Origin of the sequence: Orenia metallireducens (genome assembly GCF_001693735.1) — a bacterium.
In the GTDB taxonomy this organism is placed as follows: domain Bacteria; phylum Bacillota; class Halanaerobiia; order Halobacteroidales; family Halobacteroidaceae; genus Orenia; species Orenia metallireducens.
On sequence record NZ_LWDV01000006.1, the window covers coordinates 1 to 24,548 of the forward strand.

12 protein-coding genes and 1 pseudogene are annotated in these 24,548 nt (G+C 32.5%); 1 reads left to right on the top strand and 12 read right to left on the bottom strand.

Annotation, left to right across the window (positions count from 1 at the left end; all coding sequences use genetic code 11):
- Nucleotides 1–159: 159 nt before the first annotated feature.
- Nucleotides 160–2,883, bottom strand: coding sequence for a calcium-transporting P-type ATPase, PMR1-type (locus U472_RS01430; protein ID WP_068714792.1), 2,724 nt, complete (start codon nt 2,881–2,883; stop codon nt 160–162).
- Between the two features lie 500 nt (nt 2,884–3,383).
- On the opposite strand from U472_RS01430, the gene U472_RS01435 reads away from it, so the two are divergent.
- Nucleotides 3,384–5,129, top strand: a complete 1,746-nt coding sequence (locus U472_RS01435; protein WP_068714794.1) for an Rqc2 family fibronectin-binding protein — start codon at nt 3,384–3,386, stop codon at nt 5,127–5,129.
- A 95-nt stretch (nt 5,130–5,224) separates the two neighbouring features.
- Here U472_RS01435 and U472_RS01440 read toward each other — a convergent pair whose 3' ends face one another.
- From U472_RS01440 to carA, 11 genes and pseudogenes are all read right to left on the bottom strand, one after another.
- The gene (locus U472_RS01440) at nt 5,225–6,625 is read right to left on the bottom strand and encodes an MATE family efflux transporter (RefSeq protein WP_068714796.1); all 1,401 of its coding nucleotides are present in this window, start codon (nt 6,623–6,625) and stop codon (nt 5,225–5,227) included.
- A gap of 24 nt (nt 6,626–6,649) precedes the next feature.
- The gene (locus U472_RS01445; protein ID WP_068714798.1) at nt 6,650–7,081 is read right to left on the bottom strand and encodes a MarR family winged helix-turn-helix transcriptional regulator; all 432 of its coding nucleotides are present in this window, start codon (nt 7,079–7,081) and stop codon (nt 6,650–6,652) included.
- 419 nt (nt 7,082–7,500) lie between these two features.
- On the bottom strand, nt 7,501–13,188 hold the full coding sequence (locus U472_RS01450; protein WP_068714800.1) for a sensor histidine kinase: 5,688 nt from the start codon (nt 13,186–13,188) through the stop codon (nt 7,501–7,503).
- Nucleotides 13,189–13,680: 492 nt separating this feature from the next.
- A pseudogene (gtfA, locus tag U472_RS01455) lies at nt 13,681–14,334 on the bottom strand (sucrose phosphorylase); the annotation flags it as partial.
- A gap of 120 nt (nt 14,335–14,454) precedes the next feature.
- Nucleotides 14,455–15,333, bottom strand: coding sequence for a GNAT family N-acetyltransferase (locus tag U472_RS01460; protein WP_068714802.1), 879 nt, complete (start codon nt 15,331–15,333; stop codon nt 14,455–14,457).
- 458 nt (nt 15,334–15,791) lie between these two features.
- Complete coding sequence (locus tag U472_RS01465; protein WP_068714804.1) at nt 15,792–17,123, bottom strand: HD-GYP domain-containing protein; 1,332 nt, start codon at nt 17,121–17,123, stop codon at nt 15,792–15,794.
- Nucleotides 17,124–17,292: 169 nt separating this feature from the next.
- Complete coding sequence (gene pyrE / locus U472_RS01470; RefSeq protein ID WP_068714806.1) at nt 17,293–17,868, bottom strand: orotate phosphoribosyltransferase; 576 nt, start codon at nt 17,866–17,868, stop codon at nt 17,293–17,295.
- A gap of 102 nt (nt 17,869–17,970) precedes the next feature.
- Nucleotides 17,971–18,885 (bottom strand): dihydroorotate dehydrogenase, encoded by a 915-nt coding sequence (locus U472_RS01475; protein ID WP_068714808.1) that lies wholly within the window; start codon nt 18,883–18,885, stop codon nt 17,971–17,973.
- Entirely contained in the window at nt 18,878–19,678 is an 801-nt protein-coding gene (locus tag U472_RS01480) for a dihydroorotate dehydrogenase electron transfer subunit (RefSeq protein ID WP_068714809.1), read from the bottom strand. The genes U472_RS01475 and U472_RS01480 overlap by 8 nt, the downstream gene beginning before the upstream one ends.
- 63 nt (nt 19,679–19,741) lie before the next feature.
- A complete protein-coding gene (gene carB, locus U472_RS01485) occupies nt 19,742–22,942 on the bottom strand; it encodes a carbamoyl-phosphate synthase large subunit (RefSeq protein ID WP_068714811.1) in 3,201 nt (1,066 codons plus the stop codon).
- A gap of 507 nt (nt 22,943–23,449) precedes the next feature.
- Nucleotides 23,450–24,523: a glutamine-hydrolyzing carbamoyl-phosphate synthase small subunit gene (carA, locus tag U472_RS01490; protein ID WP_068714813.1), complete on the bottom strand. Its 1,074-nt coding sequence runs from the start codon at nt 24,521–24,523 to the stop codon at nt 23,450–23,452.
- Between the last annotated feature and the right edge of the window lie 25 nt (nt 24,524–24,548).

Sequence of the window (24,548 nt, forward strand, 5' to 3'; positions counted from 1 at the left end):
GATTAAACCTTTAATATAAAACCTTCTCTGATAGACACGTTTAACATAATAACAGTTAATTTACTTGATGTCAAATTAAAATTTAAATTTTCCTTACTACTTTATAATAACTCAGCTATTAAAAAATTATACATACAATAAAAAAAGATAGGCAAATGCCTATCTTAATGATTCTTCTATATTTCCCATTCCTATATCATTTTTATATAAATTTATACAAAATTGTATAAATTCAATAAGTAAAGTGGACCCACCAGAAACTAATAAAACAAATGCCCATTCACCTTTAGCCAATAAAGTAGTCTTAAAGAGATTTTGAAATATAGGTAAATATAATACCATCAGATGCATCCCAAAAGAAAAGACTACTGCTAATAATAAATATAGATTAGTGAAGGGATTAATTTGTAACACACTATACTTTTCAGAACGACAGCTAAAAACAAAGAATAATTGTGCCATAACCAAATTAGTAAAAGCCATAGTTCTAGCTGTTTCCAATGAATTAGAATATCTCAATCCAAATAAGAAGACAAGTAATGTACCAAAACCTATCAAAATCCCTTGCCCACAAATTCTCCATTTTAATCCTCCAGCAAAGATACTCTCTTCCCTAGGACGAGGTCTTCTCTCCATAATATCATCATCAGCTGGATCTATACCTAAAGCTAAAGCAGGTAATCCATCTGTTACTAAATTAACCCACAAAATCTGAATTGGAATCAGTGGTAAAGGTAATCCCAATAAGGAGGAGAGGAACATAGTCAATATTTCCCCTACATTACATGATAATAGATATCTAATAAATTTACGAATATTATCATAAATTCCTCTACCCTCTTCTACTGCTGCTACAATAGTTGCAAAATTGTCATCAGCCAATATCAATGATGATGCCTCTTGAGTTACATCTGTTCCTTTCTGTCCCATAGCAATCCCAATATCGGCTTCCTTGATAGCTGGAGCATCATTTACTCCATCACCAGTCATAGCAACTATATGCCCTTTCTTCTGTAAAGTCTTTACAATCCTTAACTTATCTTGAGGTGATACTCTAGCAAAAACTGAAATCTTATCTATCTGACTTTCTAAATCTCTACCCGTTAACTCCATCAACTCTTGACCAGTTATAATCTTATCTCCGATCTCTAATAAATTCAATCTCTCTGCTATAGCTGCTGCTGTATTCTTATGATCTCCTGTCACCATTTTAGGCTTTATTCCTGCTTGTTTACAGAGTCTAATAGCATCTGCAACCTCAGGTCTAGGCGGGTCAATCATTCCAATCAATCCAACAAAGATAATCTCATCTTCATATCGTTCTAAATTATTTTCATTAGGTTTCCCACTTAACTCACGATAACCTACAGCCAATACCCGTAATGCTTGACTAGCCAAATTCTCATTCTCTTTTAATATCTCTTTTCTCTTAATCTCTCCTAAAGATTTAACTTTTCCATTCTCTAAATATCTATTACACCTCTTTAATAATATATCAGGACCACCTTTAATATATAATGTATACTTTTTATTCTCATTAACAATCACCGACATTCTCTTTCTAGAAGAGTCAAAAGGTATCTCTATTCTCTTAGAGAATCTATTATCTAATTCTTCCTTATCTATCCCTGCATTATCAGCTGCTAAGATTAATGCTCCTTCAGTGGGTTCTCCTATCACCTCTCTTTTAGAACGCTTCCTATAGGAATTATCTTTAAATTTCTTATTCAAGGAACCTTTTCGCCTCAACTTAGCATTATTACAGATAGCTCCTATCTCTAAAGCCTTTATAAGTGCTTTCTCATTAAATTCCTCCTCTTCACAATTATAAATCTTTCCGTTAGTATAGACCTTCTGTACTGTCATTTCATTTTTAGTTAAAGTCCCTGTCTTATCAGAACAGATTACTGTAGCACAACCTAAAGTCTCAACAGCAGGTAACTTTCTAACGATTGCATTACGTTTAATCATTCTCTGGACACCAATAGCTAAAGCTAAAGTAACAATAGCAGGTAATCCCTCTGGGATAGCAGCAACTGCTAAGCTTACCCCTGATAAGAACATCTTATAAAGAGGTTCTCCTTTGACTACCCCTAACCCTACTACTGCAACACAGGCTAATAGACAGATAAGAACAATTCCCTTACCTAAATCTTCTAACCTTTGCTGTAATGGTGTTGTACTGTCCTCTGCCTCATGTAATAAGCTAGCAATCTGCCCCATCTCTGTATCAAGCCCTGTTTCAGTTACTACAGCCTTACATCTACCCTTAGTCACAACAGTTCCCATATGAATCATATTTGTTCTATCACCAACTGCAACCTCTATATCAGAAGTTAGGTTGCAATTCTTCTTAACAACTGGTACTGACTCCCCTGTTAAAGAGGACTCATTGACCTCTAATGTGCTACTCTCAATAATTCTAGCATCTACTGGAATCTTATCACCAATTTCAATAAAGATTATATCCCCAGGCACAAGCTCCTCAGATACAACCTCTTCCATTTCACCTTCCCTTAAGACTCTGGCTTTGGGTGCTGATAGTTCTTTTAAGACTTGTAAGGACTTTTCTGCTCTAAATTCTTGAACAAAACCCATTATTGCATTCAAAATTACAATCGATAAGATAGCAATAGCATCTGCATATTCACCTAAAAATCCTGAAATAATAACTGCTGCAATTAGGACCAATACCATAAAATCTTGAAATTGTCCTATAAATAATGAAAATATCGAATGACCACTATTATCAGGTAACTTATTTGGTCCAATAGATTCTAACCGTTCTTCTACCTGCCTATAAGTTAAACCTCTTTTGATATTACTCTGTAAGCTATCTACTAAATCTGGTAATGATGAAATATATGAATCCTTTTTAGACATCTATCCCCCTCCTAATTTAAAATTAGAATACAATAAATCAATTATTAGAAATAACTGATTCTATTATTCTAACTATAAAGTAAATCATAGTAACTCTAACTATAACTATCATTATTCAGCTAAAGTAAAGAAAATTACCCTTGATAAATAAAAAATAAGTTATATTAACAATTAGCTAAAAACCTAATAATATCATAATATAGATATCATAAATATACCCATAAAATTTTATTTTAAATTCATACATCTATATATAAGTAAATTATACAAGTAGAAGATTTCAATTATTCTTAAATTTAAAATAAAAGTATAAATATATAAATTTAGCCTATAATAATATAAGTTTTTTCTAAGGATCATCGAACTTATCACAAATAGTTGAAATTAAACTAATAATATTATTCAACTATAAGATTACTTATCTAAAAATTTAATATTTGAAAAGAATCTAGTAAAGTGTTACTATAAATGTAAAGAATATTTAAGAGGAGTTGTTAATAATGTCCTTAGATGGAGTTACACTAGCCGCTATTAAAGATGAATTTAAAAATAGATTAATTGGAGGGCGAATAGATAAGATTTATCAACCAAAACCTGAATTACTGACTTTAAGAATTAGACAGCCTGGTCAGAATCTAGAATTATTAATCTCTGCCGATCCCCAAGAACCAAGAGTACATATTAGTGAAGAAAATTTCGATAATCCGATGAATCCTCCTGCTTTCTGTATGCTACTTAGAAAGCATATTGAAAGTGGAAGGATCAAAGATATTCAACAGCCTAATTTTGAAAGAGTTTTAGAAATAACTATCCAATATATGAATAATGAAGGAGATTTAGAGGATAAGATCCTAGTTATAGAGCTAATGGGTAGGCATAGTAATATTATCTTATTAAATCAAGAACGAATGATATTAGATAGTATTAAACGGATTACCTCTAATAAGAGTCGTTACCGTCAGTTGCTACCTGGTAAAGAATACTTTCCCCCACCAGAGCAAGGAAAGAATAATCCTTTAACTACTGATTTTGAAGAATTTACTCAACTGCTTCAAAATGACCTAAATAAGCCAATCTACCGAGCAATTATGAATAATTATAGAGGAATTGGACCTTTAATTGCTCATGAAATTGCTTATCGAGCCGGTCTAAATGGTGAAGATCAATTAGTCAATCACGAACAGATAAAGGCTTTAGCTCAAGAATTTATAAACATCTTTGAAGCTATTAGAAATAATAACTTTAACCCTACTTTAGTATTAAAAAATAATGAATTTGAAGCCTTCTCTTCTATAACTTTAGAACAGTTTGATCTTCCAAAAGAAGAGTACGATTCCATCAGTGAATTGATGACTTTATACTTTGTCGAGAAGATTATACAAAAAATAATTAATCGCTACACTGAGAAGATGGGTGCAGTTATCTCTAATAATAAGGAGAAGGCCGATAAGAAGTATCGCAAGTTAAAAGGGCAACTAAAAGGGGCTCAAAATGCAGATAAGTATAAGCTTAAAGGTGAATTAATTCTAGCAAATATCTATAGATTAAAGAAGGGTGAAAAGAAGGTAAAGCTAGAGAATTATTATGATGATAATAAAGAAGTTACTATAACTTTAGATCCTCAGCTTAACCCTCCAGATAATGCTCAAAAATACTTTAAAAAATATGAGAAGGCTAAAAAGAGTGTCAAGTATCTAAAGTATGAATTATATAAAATAAAGAACGAACTCGATTATTTGAATCAATTAGAAGTTAATATAGAACAAGCAGAGAGTGTTCTAGACTTAGAAGAGATATATGAAGAGATGGTTCAAGAAGGATACATCAGAGAACAGAAGAAGAATAAGAATAAACGGGATAAACAGCTACCACCACTTAAATTCAAATCTACTGATGGGTATGATATCTTAGTAGGGAGAAATAATCGTCAAAACGACAAGTTAACGAAGAAAATTGCCAACAATCAAGATACTTGGCTTCATGTCAAAGACCTACCTGGTTCACATACCATTATCAGAAATCATACTGGTGAAGACTTACCTGAAAACACTATCTTAGAAGCTGCCCAAATTGCTGCTTTTTATAGTAAAGGTAGAGAATCTAGTAATGTTCCTATCGATTACACTCTAATTAAAGATGTCAAAAAAGCTAAAGGAGCTAAACCAGGAATGGTTTATTATGAGAATTATACAACCTTATATGTTGATCCTGATGAAGAGCTTGTGAAGAATTTAAAGGTTGATTAAAGTTAAAATATTATACTAAAAAGAGATTTACCTTGGCTATATAGCCAAGGTAAATCTCTTTTTCATTCAAATCAAAATCTTAAATAATATTATATTCAGCTGTTATTAGATACATTAGCCATCTCACCTACATTATCTTCTCTCATCTTAGCAAAATAATCCTTCAAGGTCGAAGTCAACCAAAATACTAATATAATAAAAGAAACTCCTTCTGCAATAGGGAAAGCAAGCCATAAAGCAGATAAACCATATAATCGACCTAATAAATACATAACCGGTAGTAATAAGACAATCTGTCTTAATGATGATAATAATAAGCTTGGAAACCCTTTACCAATTGATTGAAAAGTAGTCGCACCTATTAATGATATTCCAACTACAGGAAAGGAAAGACTAATTCTCCTTAAAGCAGCACTTCCTATCTCTAAAAGCTCCTGATTTCCATTAAAGAGTCTAATTAGACCTTCAGGGAAGAGTTGAAATATAATAAAACCAACCATAGTAAAGATAAATCCAATCGACATTCCAGAGATTATTGTTTTTTTCATTCGCTTATGATTATTATGCCCATAATTATAACCAACAATCGGCATAAATCCTTGACCCAGACCATAAACTGGCATAAAGACAAAAGACTGTAATCTAAAATAAATACCTACCACTGCAATAGCTGTTGCATCATAACTTGCTACAATTACATTCATACCAGCCATCATCACACTAGCAAGAATTGGCATCAACATAGCAGGAATTCCCACTTGATATAACTCTTTAATAACTCCTAAATCAAAATTAAAGTCTTCAAGATTTAATTGAATCTGATTCTTATCACTTAAAATAATTCTAGTAATGAAGATTCCACTAATTATTCTAGAAATAACTGTCGCATAGGCTGCTCCTTCAACTCCAAAGCTAGGAAAGAAACCAATTCCAAAGATCATCAAAGGATCTAAAATCATATTGATGACTGCTCCAATCAGCATAGTTATCATTGGAATAAAGGTATTGCCCTCTCCTCTTAAGATATTATTAAAGATCATAGGAACGAACATAAATACAGAACCAATCATGATTATTCTAATATACCTAGTCCCCATATCAATTAAAGCTAGGTCGTTTGTAAAAATTCTAATCAAATCATCGGCAAAGAAGATTCCAATTATAGCTGTGATTATTCCATAGATAATAGCAGTAAAGACTACATGCTCAGCTACATTATTGGCTTTATGCTCTTCCCCCTTTCCTAAGAGTCTAGAAATTAATGAATTAGCACCAACCCCTGTTCCTACTCCCACTGCAATTAAGACCATTTGAATTGGAAAGGCTAAAGATAATGCTGATAAGGCTTCAGTACTTAAATGTCCAATATAGATACTATCTACCACATTATATAATGCCTGAACTGCCATTCCAATAATAGCAGGAATCGATAATTTAAGTAATAATGCTATAATCGCTTCTTCTCCTAATCTACTAGAGTTCTTATTAACTTTCATACTTATCCCTCCTTAAATTCTCTTTTAATTATCTAATTTATTCTTTAAATTCTTATACATCTTTTTAGTTGTAATTAGATAATTCTCTAATTCCTCTTGAGTTAAACCTTCTTTCATTTCACTCTCTACCGAATCTAGTATTTTCATAAATTTAGGTTTAAATTCTTTAGCTTTAGCAGTTAAGTATAGTAATTTTTTACGCCTATCATTAAGGTCAGCCTCTTTAGTTATAAAACCAACTGCTTCTAATTTCTTAATCCCTTTGCTTACAGCAGATTTATTAAGATTATAAGTCTGACATAAACTATGTTGACAAACTCCTTCCCTTCTATATAAAGACATTAAAAGAAAGATCTGTCCATGACTAATATCATAAGGCTCTAATTTCTTATCCAATAAAGCTGCATGTGCTCTACGGGTCATACTTAAATATTTACCAATTCTTTCTCTTATCATAACTCTCTACCCCCCCAAATTAGTTCACCCTTCAACTATTTTTAGTATATAATAAATTTAGTTCACTTGTCAACTATTATCTAAACTCCAAGTTTGCTATATTCTTATAATGTAATACATTAATTATACTAATTAAATGACGATATAAATAGTATCTCTTTATGAGTATATTCCGATACTTGTTGAGATTAAGTCTTACTTTAGATGAGTGATTAAAATCTGTGGATAAGAGGATAAATAATATATTCTTATAAAAATTGCAAAAAAACACAAATATTAGTTCACTTTGTGTATTTAAAAACTAAAATTTTCACATGAAATTAAAAAGTCGCCCATTTCTAAAGTTATGTTCTCACAAAACATATCCCAGAAAGAGCGACTTATGTTTGTTATATTAGCTAAACAGCAAAAATAATTAGTTATAGCCCATAAACATCTGAAAACTCTACATCTATTCTATCAATTAAATTTTTCTCTTCAATATCATAATTATTTATAGATTCTCTCACTTGATTTAACTGTTTTGTAGGTAATTCTATAATAAATTCAGTAAATTTCCCTACCTCACTTCTGACTCTAATTTTTCCTCCATGTAATTCAACAAGTAATTTAACAATTGCTAACCCCATTCCAGTTCCTTCGCTTCTTCTAATAAAAGATTTATCTACTTGTCTAAAGCATTCAAAAATTATCTTCTGCTTATCTTCTTGAATTCCTATTCCTGTATCTTTTACTATAATAACTATATAATCATCTTTATCTAATAGATTTACAGAAATAAGATCCCCTTCATCTGTAAATTTTATTGCATTAGAAAGTAAGTTTAAAATAATTCTTTCAATCACAAAAATATCACAAGGAATTTCTTTGTTTTTCACATCTGATTTAAACTCTAATATTCGATTTTTATTTTCTATATAAGTTGCTACTGAATAGGTCATCCTCTTAATAAACTCTACTATATTATGATTATCTATATTTAATTTAAAAGAATTAGAGTTTATCTTAGTAATATCGAGCATATTATCCACTAACTTTAAGAGCCTATAATTATTCTGTTTGATAATACTTGTATATTTTTTAAACTTATATTCGATTTCCGGATTTAAAATTTTGTCTTGATATAAAGTTAACATTTGTAGTGCAGAGAAAGAAAGATTTAAGGGTGTTTTAAATTCATGAGATAGATTAGCAAAAAACTCTAACTTTAATTTACTATATTCTAATTCTTCCTTAAGTAATTCTCTTTGAGTAATATCTAAAGCTGAAACTAATATCCCTTCAATTTCCCCATTTCTATCTTTTAATATATTATTCCTCCCAATAAACTTTCTCTCTCTAGCATCTTTAGTTAACACAACAACCTCTTTATACTCTTTTATTTTTTTTTTTAAAATTATGTTCTTTAATTCACCTCTCATATCTTCTTTAACATAATCCATTATACTATTTCCCAAAATCTCCTCTTCATCATATCCTAAAATCTCACAACCTTTTTGATTAATCATAGTAATTTCTCCAGCTTGATTTAAGATTAAGAATACAACTTCAGCAATATCAAGATATTTCTGTAACTTCTCCTTTTCCTGCTCTAACTGATTAGTCCGTTCTTTTACTTTAATATCTAATCTTTGATTAGAAGACTTTAAAGCTTGATATAAACTTGCATTCTCTAAAGAAATTACTATTTGAGAAGAAAGTATCTCTAAAACTTTTAATCTATCTTCAGTAAATGCACCTGCCATTAGATTATTCTCCAAATAGATTATACCCTTCAACCTTCCTTGAGTCATCAATGGAAAACATAAAATTGATTTGGGTCTTCTTCTAACAATATAATTATCAGAATTGAAATATGAAGAACAAGTAGCATATTCTAAAACAAGACTCTCCTTAGTTCTAATGACATAATTTATAATACTAGCAGGAGCATCTTCCTTTTCATCTACTGCAGTATTTGGAAGAATAACTATCTCATCCTCTTCAACCTCTTTCTTACCTTGTAGGATAAGGTTCTCTTCCTCCTTCATAATAAACACTACCTTCTGTGCTCCTAAATTCTCAATCATAATTTTAACTAATTTCTTGATTAGCTCTTCTAAAACAATTTCTTCTGAAATAGCTTGACTAGCTTTGATTAATGTATTAAAATCCAGTACATCTGAATTAATCACTGTAGTCTCCATTTCAGCTTGATTTTCATCAATCTTTTCATGGAAAAGTTCTAAATATCTACTCTCTACATCTTCTACTTTAGCTTCTGCCCCCCATAATTTATAACAGAGATAAGCTTCCTTAAAATGTAATTTAGCATATACATCATTACCTTTGTCAACCCAGAATTTTGCAGCTAACTCATTAGCTAAAGCTTCATCATTTCTATACTCATGTTTCTTTGCTAGATCAATAGCTTTATTATAGCACTCTAGTGCCTTCTCTGTCTGCCCTATTACCTGTAGGCGTTCTGCCTCAACTAAATAAAACTTATGAAGAAAGTTCATAGGGGCATGTTTAGACCAATTTTTTAATCTAATCTGGTTATAATTAACTTTACTTAATAACTCCTTTTGTTCATCTTCTGCTACACTATGATATAAAGCAAGCCTAACTAGAGAATCAAAAAAACGAAAAATAGCTACATCTACAGAACCTCCTACTTCACCTAAAATTTCCTCTACTTTTTTGCCAAGATTAATAGCAAACTCATAATTTTCAAATAAATAACTTAACATCATTTTCCCTAAAAAAATAAATGTTAATCCAAATCTATCTCCATTCTCCTTAAATATAGGAAGCATTTCATTCTCATTACATAGATCACCAATAAGTTTTATAACATGATTAGATTTGCCCTGTAAATTTAAAGTAATTTGCCCTATAATTCTTATCCAATTTTCATTTATCTTCTGCTTTATTGCTTGTAACTTACTTATGTTTTTCTCTATACTTGTTTGTATGGTCGCAAGTGGCTGACCTACATAAAATGAATTTCTATCATGGATCATTAAACAATAAGCTCCAAATTCAAAACTACCATACTCTAATCCAGCTAGGTATCCTTCTAAACTTATATCTAATGTCTTTACTAGATGTTCTTTCCAATGTATTATAGCCCATACATATATCTCTGTAACCATAGCTTTATATTGACTAAGATTTTCATCTTCTAAAATATCCATACTTAACTTTATTAGCTTAAACGCTGTCTCTATATTACTTTTTATTAATTTTTCATCTTCTATTTTATCTATTGTACTACATAAAATAAGTCCATAACTTGAATAAACCGCCGGCGAAAAATATCCTTTTCCAAATCGGAGTGTAATCTCCATCATTTTACATATTAAAATAGGAGCTAGCATCGGAGCAGCTCCATAACTTGCTGGAGCTGTAATTAATAAAATCTCTATAACTGCTTCTTTCTGGGGATCATTCATTACTGGTAATCTACTTAGATCTTCAACTTGTTCTATAGACTGCATTAACTTATTGACTCTTCTAAAAGCAGTTTCTATATCAGATTTCATTGCTTTATTAGGAACTTCTACTCCCAATTTTTTTAGCACTGATAAACCTACCTCAACAGCTTTTTTCAGCCTAAGCTGTCCCTGATAAGCTTCTAATTTAACTTTATAAACTTCAATCTTATCCAATAAATTTTCAGCATTATCTAAAACAGTTTGAGCAAAGCTTTCCATTTGATCATAATCACTAATCAGATAAGCTGCTTCAGTTATCTCTGAATAAAGTTCTAAAGTCAATTGATAGTTTTTCTGCCAAGAATCATTATTTAATAGTTCAATCCCAATATAGAAATAAACATATGCTTCTTGATAAGCAGATGATTTTTTTGCTAGTCTACCAGCTTGCAAATTTAATTCTGCTAACTTCAATTTTTCGGTTTTATTTTTAATTTCCCCTCTACCTGCATTATACTGTTTAATAATTTCAAATAACTTACCTCCTTCTTGACAATCTGAATACTCTCTTAATAATAACCGTCCAAGCTCCAACTGAGTACTTTCTCTGATACTATTATTCATCATCGAATATACAGCCTGTTGGACACGATCATGAATAAACTTAATCTTAATATCCTCTGCTTTTAATGAAGCATCTTGATTATTATTAACCAGAATTAAACCTTTATCTACAGCTGCTTGTAAATCTTTCAAAATCTCATCTGTAGTTTTGTCATTAATCAAACTTAAAGTCTGTAAATCAAATTGATTTCCTATACAAGCACCATACTGCAGCTGTTCTACTGTGGTAGGATCTAAACCCTTTATTTCATTTAATAAAAAGTCTACTACATTATCTGTTATACCTAATTGCTTAATCTCTTCTATATTCCACTGCCACTGATCTAAATCATAATAGATATACCCTTTGTCATATAAAACCTGAGAAAACTGTTTTACAAAAAATGGATTTCCAGCAGTTTTATCAATTATAAAACTAGTTAATTCTTCTAAATCACTTGAATTACTTCTAGAAGATAATAAGTTCTCCTCTAACATTAGTTTAATAGCTTCTGTTTCTAAGGGCTGTAGCTTGATTTCATTAATAAGAAGCTCTGTAGTGGCCAATTCAGTTACCATTGCACTAATTGGCTTGACTAACTTATCCTTATTATCTCGATAAGCTCCAATAAGGAGTAAATAATTAATTGATTTATTGGTCATTAACATCTGTATAAACTCTAAACTAGAAGAATCCGCCCACTGTAAATCATCAATAAACATTACAAGTGGATGCTCTTTGCTTGAAACCGATTCCATAAAATTTTGAAATACAAGATTAAATCTATTCTTAGTTTCAGCTGCTCCCAATTCCGGAATAGAAGGTTGCTCTCCTATAATTAACTCTAACGATGGAATGACGTCGATGATTACTTGCCCATTATTACCTACCGCTTTTAATATTTTTTTGCGCCAATTTACTAATTCTTCAGCAGGCTTTATAAGTAATTGCTTTATAAAACCTTCTAAAGCCTCAATTATAGCACTATAGGGGACAGTGCTTTGGTACTGTTCAAATTTTCCTGAGATAAAATGTGTTGATTCTTTTATGAATTTATTCTTCATTTCCTTTACTAAAACAGACTTGCCAATTCCTGGAGCCCCTTTAATCAATACTAATGATTTTCTTCCATCATAAACATTTTGATAAGAGTCAAATAATTCTTTAAGTTCTTCTTCTCTACCATATAATTTATCTGCTATTTTAAATCTATTCAAATAATCTGCTTTAGCAATTTCAAAAGATTCTATCTTTCCTTTATCTTCCAAATCTTCTTGACATCTTATCAAGTCCTTTTTTAAAGCAACTAAACTCTGATATCTATCTTTAGGCATTTTAGAGAGTAGTTTCATTATAATACTTGAAAGTACTTCTGGTATCTTATCATTAATTTCAGTCGGAGACAAAGCTGATTTAGCTATATGGGCATAAATCAGTTCCATCTCATCAGCATAATCAAAGGGTAATTGCCCTGTTAATAACTGATAAAAAGATATCCCTAAAGAATAGTAGTCTGTTCTATAATCTATTGCTCTATCTATTCTTCCAGTCTGCTCTGGTGCTATATAGGCTAAAGTACCTTCCAATCGCTCGTAATTCTTATTTTTTACTTTCTCTTCATCCATAAATATTGAACTGCCAAAATCAATAAATTTAACCTTCCCATGCTTATTAATCAAAATATTATCCAAATTAATATTTAAATGAATAACTTTCTTCTGATGAATCTGGTTGAGTATATCAACCATTTGAATAGCAATTTCTAAAAATTCTTTTAATTCAAGCTGCTTACTTTTGACTAAACTTTTAAGTGTCCTTCCTTTAACACCTTCTCGGATTAAAACCGGTCTGCCTTTGGAAGTTTCTAAGTCATATACTTTGACTACACCTTCAATCGAATTAAGGGTTTTGACTAATTCATATTCATGCTTTAATTTCTCAACATTTTCTAATGTTAGCCTTTTTGATGAAATTGTCTTCAAAATCACCTTCTTCTTTTTCTTTTTATCATAGCCTAGATAAATCAAATTATTTCGCCCTTCATAAAGCAATTTATCAACTTGATATCCAGCAAGCTCCAACATATTACTTTTCCCCCCTTTGTTTGATATATATTTCTATTTATCTACTTAATATTTATAATTCTATATTATTGTTTTATTACCTTTAAATTACATAAATGAATTTTTAATATAACGCTATATAAGTTGAACTAATGTTTTTCTTAAAGAATTAAAAAGTATCTTTTGCAACGAATTAACACGAATTACACGAATAAAAGCAAAAGAATAAATTAATAGTTTAGGATTTTCTTTGTTTTAAATTCACCCCAAGAGTACTTCCTCGAGAAGATCACCTTTGGGTTAAAGAGATAACCCTTTGTGAAATTATAATTTTTATGGTTCCTCTCAGAACGCGTTGGTAAATAAGTTGAATTATTGATTTTTAATTAATGAAATTCTTTAATTCAATCTATATTTGAAGGATGTTGTATCATTTTTTTATAACAGGACGGATAATAAAAAAAGCATATGTTAATCGATTGACATATACTTTAAAAAATAACTATAATATTTTTATAATACTTTATACTCTCCAGTTTCTAGATCACGATACTTAATAGTATATTCGTAGCTCTTAAGGTTTGCTGCTAATCTAGCTTCATATTTACCATTTTTCCAAGAAATTTCTAATAACTCATCACTATCAGTATTATGAATAGTATAATCACCATCAAAGGCTGAATATGAGTTGCGGAATTCCATTAACTTAATTAAGCTTTGTACAACTGGTCTTTCAACCTCTTTGTCAATCTCTTCTTTAGTATAATAATGACGATTTATATTTCTACCAACCTTAGTCTTCTCAAGTAATTCAATATCATTTTCACCTGCAAGTAAGCCAACATAATATACCTGAGGAATCCCTGGAGCAAAAAATTGAATAGCCCTTGCCAAAAGATAAGCATCATCATTATTTCCTAAAGCCGAATAATAAGTACAATTGATCTGATAAATATCTAAATTATCATAAGCTGCACTACTATAAACTTTTTTAACATTTGACCCTCTAGAATAAAGTTGTTCTCTTGTCATCTCAATCTCTTCATCACTCAATACATCTTTAACATCTACAACTCCAATACCATCATGGGTATCAAGGGTAGTAAATTGTTTGCTTGGACACTTCTTTAACCAATCAGTTAATCTCTTGGTTGAACCACTATATAAAGTTTGAGTGTAATCGCCATATTATCCTCTCCATTAAAATAAGTTGATTGTAATTTTAATTAAAAAACAAAAACAGGCACAAGTTAGTATTGTTCCTGTTTTGCTTTCAATTATAAAAATCTAAAACTCCATCTTCATTTCTAGTCGTTCTTCTTCTTTATCTATCTCCCAAATATCAGATAAATCTAATTGTGACCATAATTCATCCTTGATATTAATATGTAAGTTCTCAATACCATTATCCAAAGCTAAATTAGAAGAATAAATTAATAACTCTTCAATCATTTCAATATTATCCTTCTCAGCTTCAGGCAAATAGATATATACGGAATTTCCATCTAATAAGGTTACCCCTTCTACCCCTTCAAAACTTATCTGATGAACATAAGGACCTCTATAGTCTAATAACTCTTCTTCTCCAGCTTTAAAGGCCTTAAGCCAGATATAATCCCTTGCCCAAGGACAACCTACTACTAACTGCAAATTTTCTGGCTCTTCATTAAATTTGAGTTCTTTAACTACCTCAACCTCTGTTCTTTTCTTATCTTTTATAGTAAGTAACATTTGAGGGTTCTCTTTAATTTCCTTTAAACCTACTTTCTTATATAATCCTTTCGATTTATTGGTATCAGGCCAAGTCACATAGGACTTATAACCCAAGTTTTTCATAATAATAGCTGAATACCTTACTAACTCTATTCCAAATTTCCTTCTACCAAAATCATCATGAATATTTAATCTCACTAAATAAACAGGATCATCTTTAGATTCAGGTAATACCACTTCTGCATGACCAATCACTTCATCCTTTAATAAAGCAATAAAGATTCTACCTTTCGCCTCTTTAATTAGATTAAATCTAAATTCACTTAAATTTTCTTCTTCCCACCAATCTTCTGGATTTGTTGCTTGATACATTTCATAAATTTTAGAAATATCATCTTGATTTGCTTCTCTTAATAATACTCTTCCTTCATTAGTATAAACAAACTGTTCCATCTAATCACCTCTTTGCTTTAAAGTAAAAAACTATAGGTCTTAAACCTATAGCTCTAGGATAATTGGATTTCCTTAACTAAACTAATAAATTTATTGATAGAACACGAGGCAAACCTACGTGTTTTTCACTTATAAAACTATAACTATTAGTTATGGGTAAAGTTGATTCAAAATCACTGTTAAATCAACTTTCAAAAATAGAGATATCATTGTATATAATTTTTTCTATAAAAGTTTTTGGATATGAATTAAAGCTTATCACTACTTCTTTTATTATATACAATTAAAGCCAATAATATGCACTCACCCCATTATAATATATAAATAAATTCAAGATTTTAATCAAATTATTAAATTTTATATAAACCTAGTGGATATCTCATTACCCTAATTTAGACATTATTGATTTTTACCAAAATTTGCACCATATTAGAAATAGAATTACTTTAAATCACTTCTTATTCTAACTGATGCCAAAAAGATTCATACTCTGCGGCTTTAATGGTCTGTGCCTTAACTCTAAAACCGTCTATCTCTTCTAAATTATCCTTTAATATTGCAACCACTTCTTTATCTAAAGCACCATCACTGCTCATCTCTTCCAAAATAGATAATGCTTTCTGAAGATTCATCCCTTTCCTATAAGGTCTATCTTCAGTAATTGCTGTAAAGACATCTGCTACTGCCATTATCCTTGCTTCTATAGGTAAATTTTCACCTTTGGTATGAAAAGGATATCCTTGTCCATCGACTCGTTCATGGTGATAAGAAGCCCAAATTTTTATCTCTTCCAATCCCTTAACTCTATCTAAAATTTTGTATGTATAAAAAGGATGTCTTTTTATAATATCAAACTCTTTTCTAGTTAATTTCCCACCCTTATTTAAAATTTCAGGAGGAACAGCCAATTTTCCTAAATCATGGAGATAACCTGCTATTTTAATCTGTCGACATTTAAATTCTGATAAGCCAACTAAGTCTGCTAAGACCCCTGCACTAGCAGCTACTCCACTAGAATGAGTAGCTGTAAAGCGATTTCTAAAATCTATAATCTGACTAAATAAATTAGCCAAACTAAGAAGCCCTTCATAATTTAATACAAGATTAACACCTTCTACCCTTTTGGATAATGTTCTATCTATTCCTGGACTGACTAAACCAAACCAGAAAGCCTCTTTTTTAGCTAATGACAAGAAGGTCTCTACCAATTCAAGTGAAAAGTTCTCTCCAACCTCTTTTAAAATCTTTTCAGAGATTTCACTACTTTGACTGAGAATATCCTCTTCACTTTTATCTTTATTTGTTAATAGATCGATAACATCAGCCAAATGTAATATATGGCTACTCAAAGATACCTCTTTTCCTTTGAAATATCTCCCTTTTCCATTATCCCAAGGAACATGGTGATAGCGTATTATTTCAGCTATCCTAATAAAAGGGTTGAATTTCTTGATAAGATAATAACCAAGCTCAGCATGACTAATAGTACCTGCATATTCATAAAAAGGAGCACTTGTAAAGAACTCAGTCTCTTCATATACTTCATCTGCGATATTCCAATTTAAAGAATCCATTCGTTCATTTAAAGAAAATGCACCTGCATCATGTAAAGCACCTGCAATTATTAAATCCTTCTCATCCTCTTTAGATAATCCAAGCTCTTTTCCTATACTTGAGGCAATATAAGCTACCCGTTTATGATGACCAGTTACAATAGGACTGACCAAATCCATAGCATCAGATAAGCACATAACCATATCAAATAATGGTACATTAAGTTCTACATTCATAGAACAGCTCCCTTCTTGACTCTTACATTATGAGAAATCTCTGCTCTCTTTTAATATTTCTGTAAGATTACTTAAACTCCTGCAATCCAATCTAAATTTATACTTGTAAATAATAAACAAAAGTCTATAGTTGGTAATTAATTACCAACTATAGACTTCAAAGAATATATTATTTTAAAAATCTACTGCCTGGTTTAGTAACCTCTAACCCCTCTTGACACATTGGACATTCTTGAGGGTCATAAGCCTTTACATCTACTGCTAACATCGATTCAGTTGGTACTTCAAAGTTAATCTCTTTACTTCTTCTATCAACTAAGGTTCCTACAGCTACTAGCTCAGCACCTGTCTGGTTTAAAACCTCAATTACTTCATTGATAGACTTACCTGTAGTTAATACATCATCTACTACCAAGACCTTATCACCTTCATTTAATCTAAATCCTCTTCTTAAAGTCATCTTCCCATTTTCACGTTCTGTAAAGATTGTCTTCTTCTCTAAAGCCAATCCAACTGCATAGGCTAAAGTTACTCCACCCATAGCAGGCCCTACTACTACATCTATCTCTACATCCTTAAACTTCTCTGCTAAACCTTCTGCTAACTCTTGAGCATAGACAGGATATTGTAAGACTTGTGCACATTGTAAGTATTGATTACTATGTAAACCTGAGCTTAATTTGAAATGTCCTTCTTGTAATACACCAGTTGTTTTAAAGATTTCGATTACTCTCTCTTTTTTCATGATAAATCCCCCTTTTTTTAAGTTCGGTGACGAGTGACGGAGTAACCAGTAACGAGTTAAGTTCTTATTCTTTACTCGTCACTCATCACCCGTTACTCGTTACTACTTTATAGCTAATCCTACTATCTCATTAATATCTTCATAGCCTTTCTCTACTAGATACTTCTCAATTCCATCTAGTATCTCCATGGTTACTTCTGGATTAACAAAGTTGGCTGTACCTACTGAGATGGCACTTGCTCCTGCTAGGAAGAATTCAATTGCATCCTCAGCATTACTGATTCCACCCATTCCAATCAATGGTACATCTACTGCTTGGGCTACTTGATAGACCATTCTGATTGCTACTGGTTTGATAGCTGGTCCTGATAATCCCCCCATCTTGTTAGCCAAGATCGGCTCGTGGCGGTGAATATCTATCTTCATCCCTAATAAAGTATTGATTAAGGAGATAATATCTGTTCCTGCTTCTTCTACAGCTCTAGCAATTGAGGTGATATCAGCTACATTTGGTGATAATTTGGTGATTAAGGTCATATCAGTCTCAGCTCTGACAGCTTCTACTACTGATGCTGCCATCTCTGGCTGAGTACCAAAGGCTAAGCCTCCCTTTTTAACATTAGGGCAAGAGATATTTATCTCTAAAGCATCTACACCATCAACATTTAATTTATTAGCCAATTTAGCATAATCTTCTACAGTATTACCAGAAATATTAACTATAGTCTTAAAGTTATAGTCCTTAATCAGTGGTAAAATCCTAGCTAAAAAATGGTCTACTCCAGGATTCTGTAAACCAATAGCATTCAACATCCCTGCTGGAGTCTCTGCTATTCTAGGAGTAGGATTTCCTAATTTAGGTTCTAGAGTTGTCCCTTTTACCATTACTCCACCAAGTCTATCTAAATCAACATAATTTTTATACTCTGGTCCAAAGCCAAAGGTTCCTGAAGCTGTTGTGACTGGATTCTGTAACTTCAAACCATTTAAATCTACTACCAAATTTACTTTAGTCATTAAAGATCACCTCACTTAATGGGAAGACTGGTCCTTGAATACAGGTCTTCTTATAGTCCCAACCTGACTCATTACGAACTTTAATCTTGCAAACACAGGATAGGCATGCCCCTGTTCCACAGCCCATCCGCTCTTCTAAGGAAGCCTCTCCTTTTACATTATTAGCTAACGCCCATTCTTGTACAACCTCCATCATCACTTCTGGTCCACAGGTATAGATATAATTTGTATCTGCCAAAGTATCATCTAGAAATTGTGTTACAAAACCCTGGTATCCATAACTTCCATCTACAGTAGCAGCCTTTAATTTTACATTCATCTCTTCATAATCTGCTAAATTTAACAATTGTCCTTTATTTTCAGCACCGATTAAGACTGTTACCTCTTTATCTTCATCTACCAATTTTTTTACTACTGGATATAATGGAGCGATTCCCATTCCTCCACCAACTACTACAAACTTATTGGCTTCTTCTGGAATTGAGAACCCCATCCCAATTGGTCCCATGATATCTACTTGATCTCCTACCTTAAGTGTAGCTAATAGCTGAGTTCCTCGTCCAATTGCTCGATAAATAATAGTTATTGTTCCCGCTTCTTTATCTATCTCATTAAGGCTGATTGGTCTTCTAAGTAATGGATCATACTCATTTAATTTTGCTACCCATTTAAGATGGATAAACTGTCCTATCTTAGCCTCTTTAGCAACCTCTGGTGCATCAATAACCATCTTAAAATGTCTAGGGCTAATCTCTTCTTGTGAAATAATCTTTGCAATTACTCTCTTTGACATTAACTTCACCCCTTTTCCTTAATTAAGGGCGAACTTAAGTTCGCCCTTACTACTAATTAGTATTTATACATAATCTTGTAATGCTTGCACACTTATCTCTTCACCTGAAGTAATCTTCTCTAATACCTGTAAGATAGCCTTAGTTGTATCTAAGGAAGTTAAAGAAGGTACCCCCATCTCTACAGCATTTCTTCTAATCTTAAACCCGTCTCTAGCTGGCATCTTACCTTTAGTTAAGGTATTGATTACTAAGTCAATCTTATCCTCTTTAATCAAATCAATTGCATTTGGAGAGCCTTCAGATAACTTCTTAACCTCTTCAACCTCTAAGCCTGCCTCTCTTAAAGCTTTAGCTGTTCCTGTAGTAGCTACTATCTTAAAGCCTAACTCAGCAAACTTTTGAATATACGGTACAGCCTCTTCCTTATCCATATCAGCAATTGTAGCTAAGATAGTTCCTGATTTTGGTATATTCATCCCAGCCCCTACAAAGCCTTTGTATAGAGCCGCTTCATAGTCATAGTCTAAACCTAAAACCTCTCCTGTAGACTTCATCTCTGGTCCTAAGTTGGTATCTACCTCTGTTAATTTAGAGAAGGAGAAGACTGGAACCTTAACAGCAACATGCTCTTTCTCTGGTACTAAGCCAAGAGGATATCCACTATCCTTTAAGCTTTGTCCTAACATCGCTTTGGTTGCTAGATTAACCATTGGAATTCCTGTTACCTTACTTAGATAAGGGATTGTTCTACTTGATCTTGGATTTACCTCGATTACATAAGGGGTATCTCCATCGACTACATATTGAACATTGACCAATCCTTTGATATCTAAGGCTACTGCTAATTTCTTAGTATAGTCAGCAATTGTATTCTTTAACTCTTGACTAACTGTTTGAGTAGGATAGACTGCAATACTATCTCCAGAGTGAACTCCAGCTCTCTCAATATGCTCCATGATTCCTGGAATGATTACCTCTTCTCCATCAGAGATGGCATCTACCTCTAGCTCCTTACCAACAATATATCTATCGATTAAGATTGGATGCTCTGGAGTTACTTTAACAGCATTCTCCATATAGTCATTTAACTCTTCATTATTATAAACAACCTCCATTGCTCTACCACCTAGTACATAAGATGGTCTTACTAAGACTGGATAACCTATTTTATTTGCTACCTCTTTAGCCTCTTCTTTAGAGAAGACTACATCCCCCTCTGGTGTTGGAATATCCAACTTTCTAAGTAGGTTGATGAACTTATCTCTATCTTCTGCAAGATCAATTGACTCAAAAGAGGTTCCTAAGATATTGATACCTTCATCAGCTAATGGTTTAGCAAGGTTGATTGCTGTCTGTCCACCAAACTGTACTACAACACCTTCAGGCTTCTCATGCTCGATAATATTCATTACCTCTTCTTTAGTAATTGGTTCAAAGTATAATCTATCAGAAGTATCAAAGTCTGTACTTACTGTCTCTGGGTTATTGTTAACGATAATTGATTCATAGCCTTCTTCATGTAAAGCCCAAGCTGAATGAACACTGCAGTAATCAAACTCTACTCCTTGACCGATTCTAATTGGTCCTGAACCGATAACTAAGACACCCTTCTTATCAGTAACCTCTGATTCATTGGTCTTCTCATAAGTAGAGTAGTAATAAGGTGTCTCTGCCTCAAACTCTGCTGCACAGGTATCAACCATCTTATAGACAACATCAATACCATGCTCTTTACGGAACTCTCTCACTGTCATCTCATCAGTTCCAGTTAAGAGTCCAATCTCTTTATCGGCAAATCCAAAGCCTTTAACCTCTTTAACTAGCTCTGGCGTTAAACCTTCTTTCTCTAGCTTCTTCTCTAATTGAATTACATGCTTCATCTTAACTAAGAAGAACTTAGTGATTCCTGTCAACTCATGAATCTTATCTATACTCCAATCTCGTCCTAAAACCTCAGCAATTACAAAGATTCTTCTATCATCAGCTATCTGTAAATTCTCTGCTAACTTCTCATCACTCCAACTTTCAACCTCAGCATGCTTCAATCCAGAAGCCCCTACCTCTAGAGAACGGACAGCCTTTAACATAGCTCCTTCTAAGGTACGCTCGATAGCCATTACCTCTCCTGTTGCTTTCATCTGTGTTCCTAGCTCTCTATCAGCATAATGGAACTTATCAAAAGGCCATCTTGGAATCTTTAATACTACATAATCTAAGGCTGGCTCAAAGCAGGCTTTAGTCTTTTGAGTGATTGCATTATCGATCTCATCTAAAGTATAACCTAAAGCAATCTTAGCTGAAACCTTTGCAATTGGATAACCTGTAGCTTTAGAAGCTAAGGCACTAGAGCGGCTTACACGAGGGTTAACTTCGATGATGATATATTCAAAGCTATCAGGATTTAGAGCAAACTGAACATTACATCCCCCTTCAATTCCTAAGGCTCTAATAATCTTAAGTGATGAAGAACGTAACATCTGATACTCTTTATCAGAGATGGTCTGGCTTGGAGCTACTACTATACTATCCCCTGTATGGATTCCTACTGGGTCAAAGTTCTCCATGTTACAGACTGTAATACAGTTATCATTACTATCACGCATTACCTCATACTCTATCTCTTTCCACCCTTTAACACTTCTTTCGATTAATACCTGTCCAATAAGGCTATGCTTGAAGCCACGAGTAGCAATCTCCTTTAACTTCTCTTGGTTATCAGCTACTCCTCCACCAGTACCACCCATAGTAAAGGCTGGACGCACAATTACTGGATAACCAATCTCATCAGCTATCTCTAAAACCTCAGCCATCGTCTCTGCTGTACGGCTCTTTAAGACTGGCTCACCAATCTCATCCATCAAGGCTTTAAAGATATCTCTATCCTCTGCTTTTTGAATCGTCTTTAAAGGAGTACCTAATAATTCGATCCCTAACTCCTCTAAGATACCTGTCTTAGCTAAATCGATAGCTAAGTTCAGCCCTATCTGTCCACCTAGAGTAGGCAAAAGACCATCTGGACGTTCCTTTCTTAAAATCTCTGAAATATGCTCTACCGTTAAAGGCTCGATATAAACTCTATCAGCCATATTCTGATCAGTCATAATTGTAGCAGGGTTACTGTTAACCAATACTACCTCTAAACCCTCTTCCTTTAATGAACGGCAAGCCTGACTTCCGGAATAATCAAACTCTGCTGCCTGCCCGATAATAATTGGTCCTGAGCCGATAACCATTACTTTATGTAAATCTTGACGTTTTGGCATAAATGAAACCTCCTTTAATTAATTACAATTATAAATTATTCAAACCCTTATTTTTGCCACGAATTAACACGAATCTACACTAATAAACTCTTAAAAGAATCTTACTTTCATTAACTATTAATTAAATTTATAAATATTTTAAAAATTTTATCTTTTCATTGTCTTTATTCGTGCTTATTTGTGACCATTCGTGGTTCCATATTATTTTTGTTTTAGTCCGCTTTTATCTGTGTTAATCTGTGTCTAATAATTCTCTTGACTTTAAGTTCTTAAAACTTAAAAGACTTTTTTGACGCTGACTAAAATCTGATTAAGTTCTGATTCAAAACAATTGTTAATTTTCATCTTTTATTCTTTGATCTGCTTTTGTCTGCGTAAGTCTGCGTCTAATATTCTTTTGACTTTAAGTTCTTAAAACAACTTTTTGACACTAATTCTCACTGATTAAGTACCGATTTAAAACCTTTCACTATTTAATTTATATGTTTAAGTCTCTGTCTGTTGAAATTAATTATTCATTAGATTGATAAATCTATCGAATAAATAATGTGAATCCTCTGGTCCTGGTGATGCTTCAGGGTGATATTGTACTGAGAAAGCTGGTAATTCTTTATGCTTAATCCCTTCTACAGTTCCATCATTGACATTAATATGAGTAACCTCTATATCAAGATCTTTAACAGAATCCTCCTTGATAGCAAAACCATGGTTTTGAGAGGTGATATAAACTCGATTTGTTGCTAAGTCCTTAACTGGATGATTTGCTCCACGATGTCCAAATTTCAATTTATAAGTATCTGCTCCACAGGCCAAACCTAAGATTTGATGACCTAAGCAGATTCCAAAGATAGGCTTCTTACCAAGTAACTCCTTAACTGTCTTAACTACATAAGAAGCATCTTGAGGATCTCCAGGTCCATTTGATAACATAATCCCATCTGGATTGTAGCTTAAGATCTCTTCTGCTTTAGTAGTAGCTGGCACTACAGTTACTTCACAATCACGCCCTACCAAAGAACGAACTATATTCTTCTTACCTCCACAATCTATTAAAGCTACCTTGTATCGATTTCCTTCACCCACTGTATAAACCTCTTTAGTTGTTACCTCACTAACTAAGTCTCTACCAGATAACCCTGGTGCCTCTTTGGCTCTTTGGATTAATTCCTCCTCTGGAATATCCTCAGTAGTGATAATTCCTTTCATTGTTCCTTCAATTCTTAATAATTTAGTTAATGCTCTAGTATCAATTCCTGCTATTCCAACAATGTTATTCTCTTTTAAATACTCTTCTATTTTACTCTGCTTTCGCCAGTTACTTGGCTCTGTACAGAACTCCTTAACTATAAATCCATTAACATGTGCCATATAAGACTCTATATCTTCATCATTAATCCCATAATTTCCGATTAAGGGATATGTCATTGTTACTATCTCACCCTTGTAAGATGGGTCAGTTAAAATCTCTTGATAGCCTGTCATACTTGTATTAAATACAATCTCACCACTAGCCTCTATCTCTGCTCCAAAACTGATTCCATTAAAAACCGTTCCGTCTTCTAAAACTAATTTTGCTTTCATTCCCAGACCTCCTTTTATAACTTAT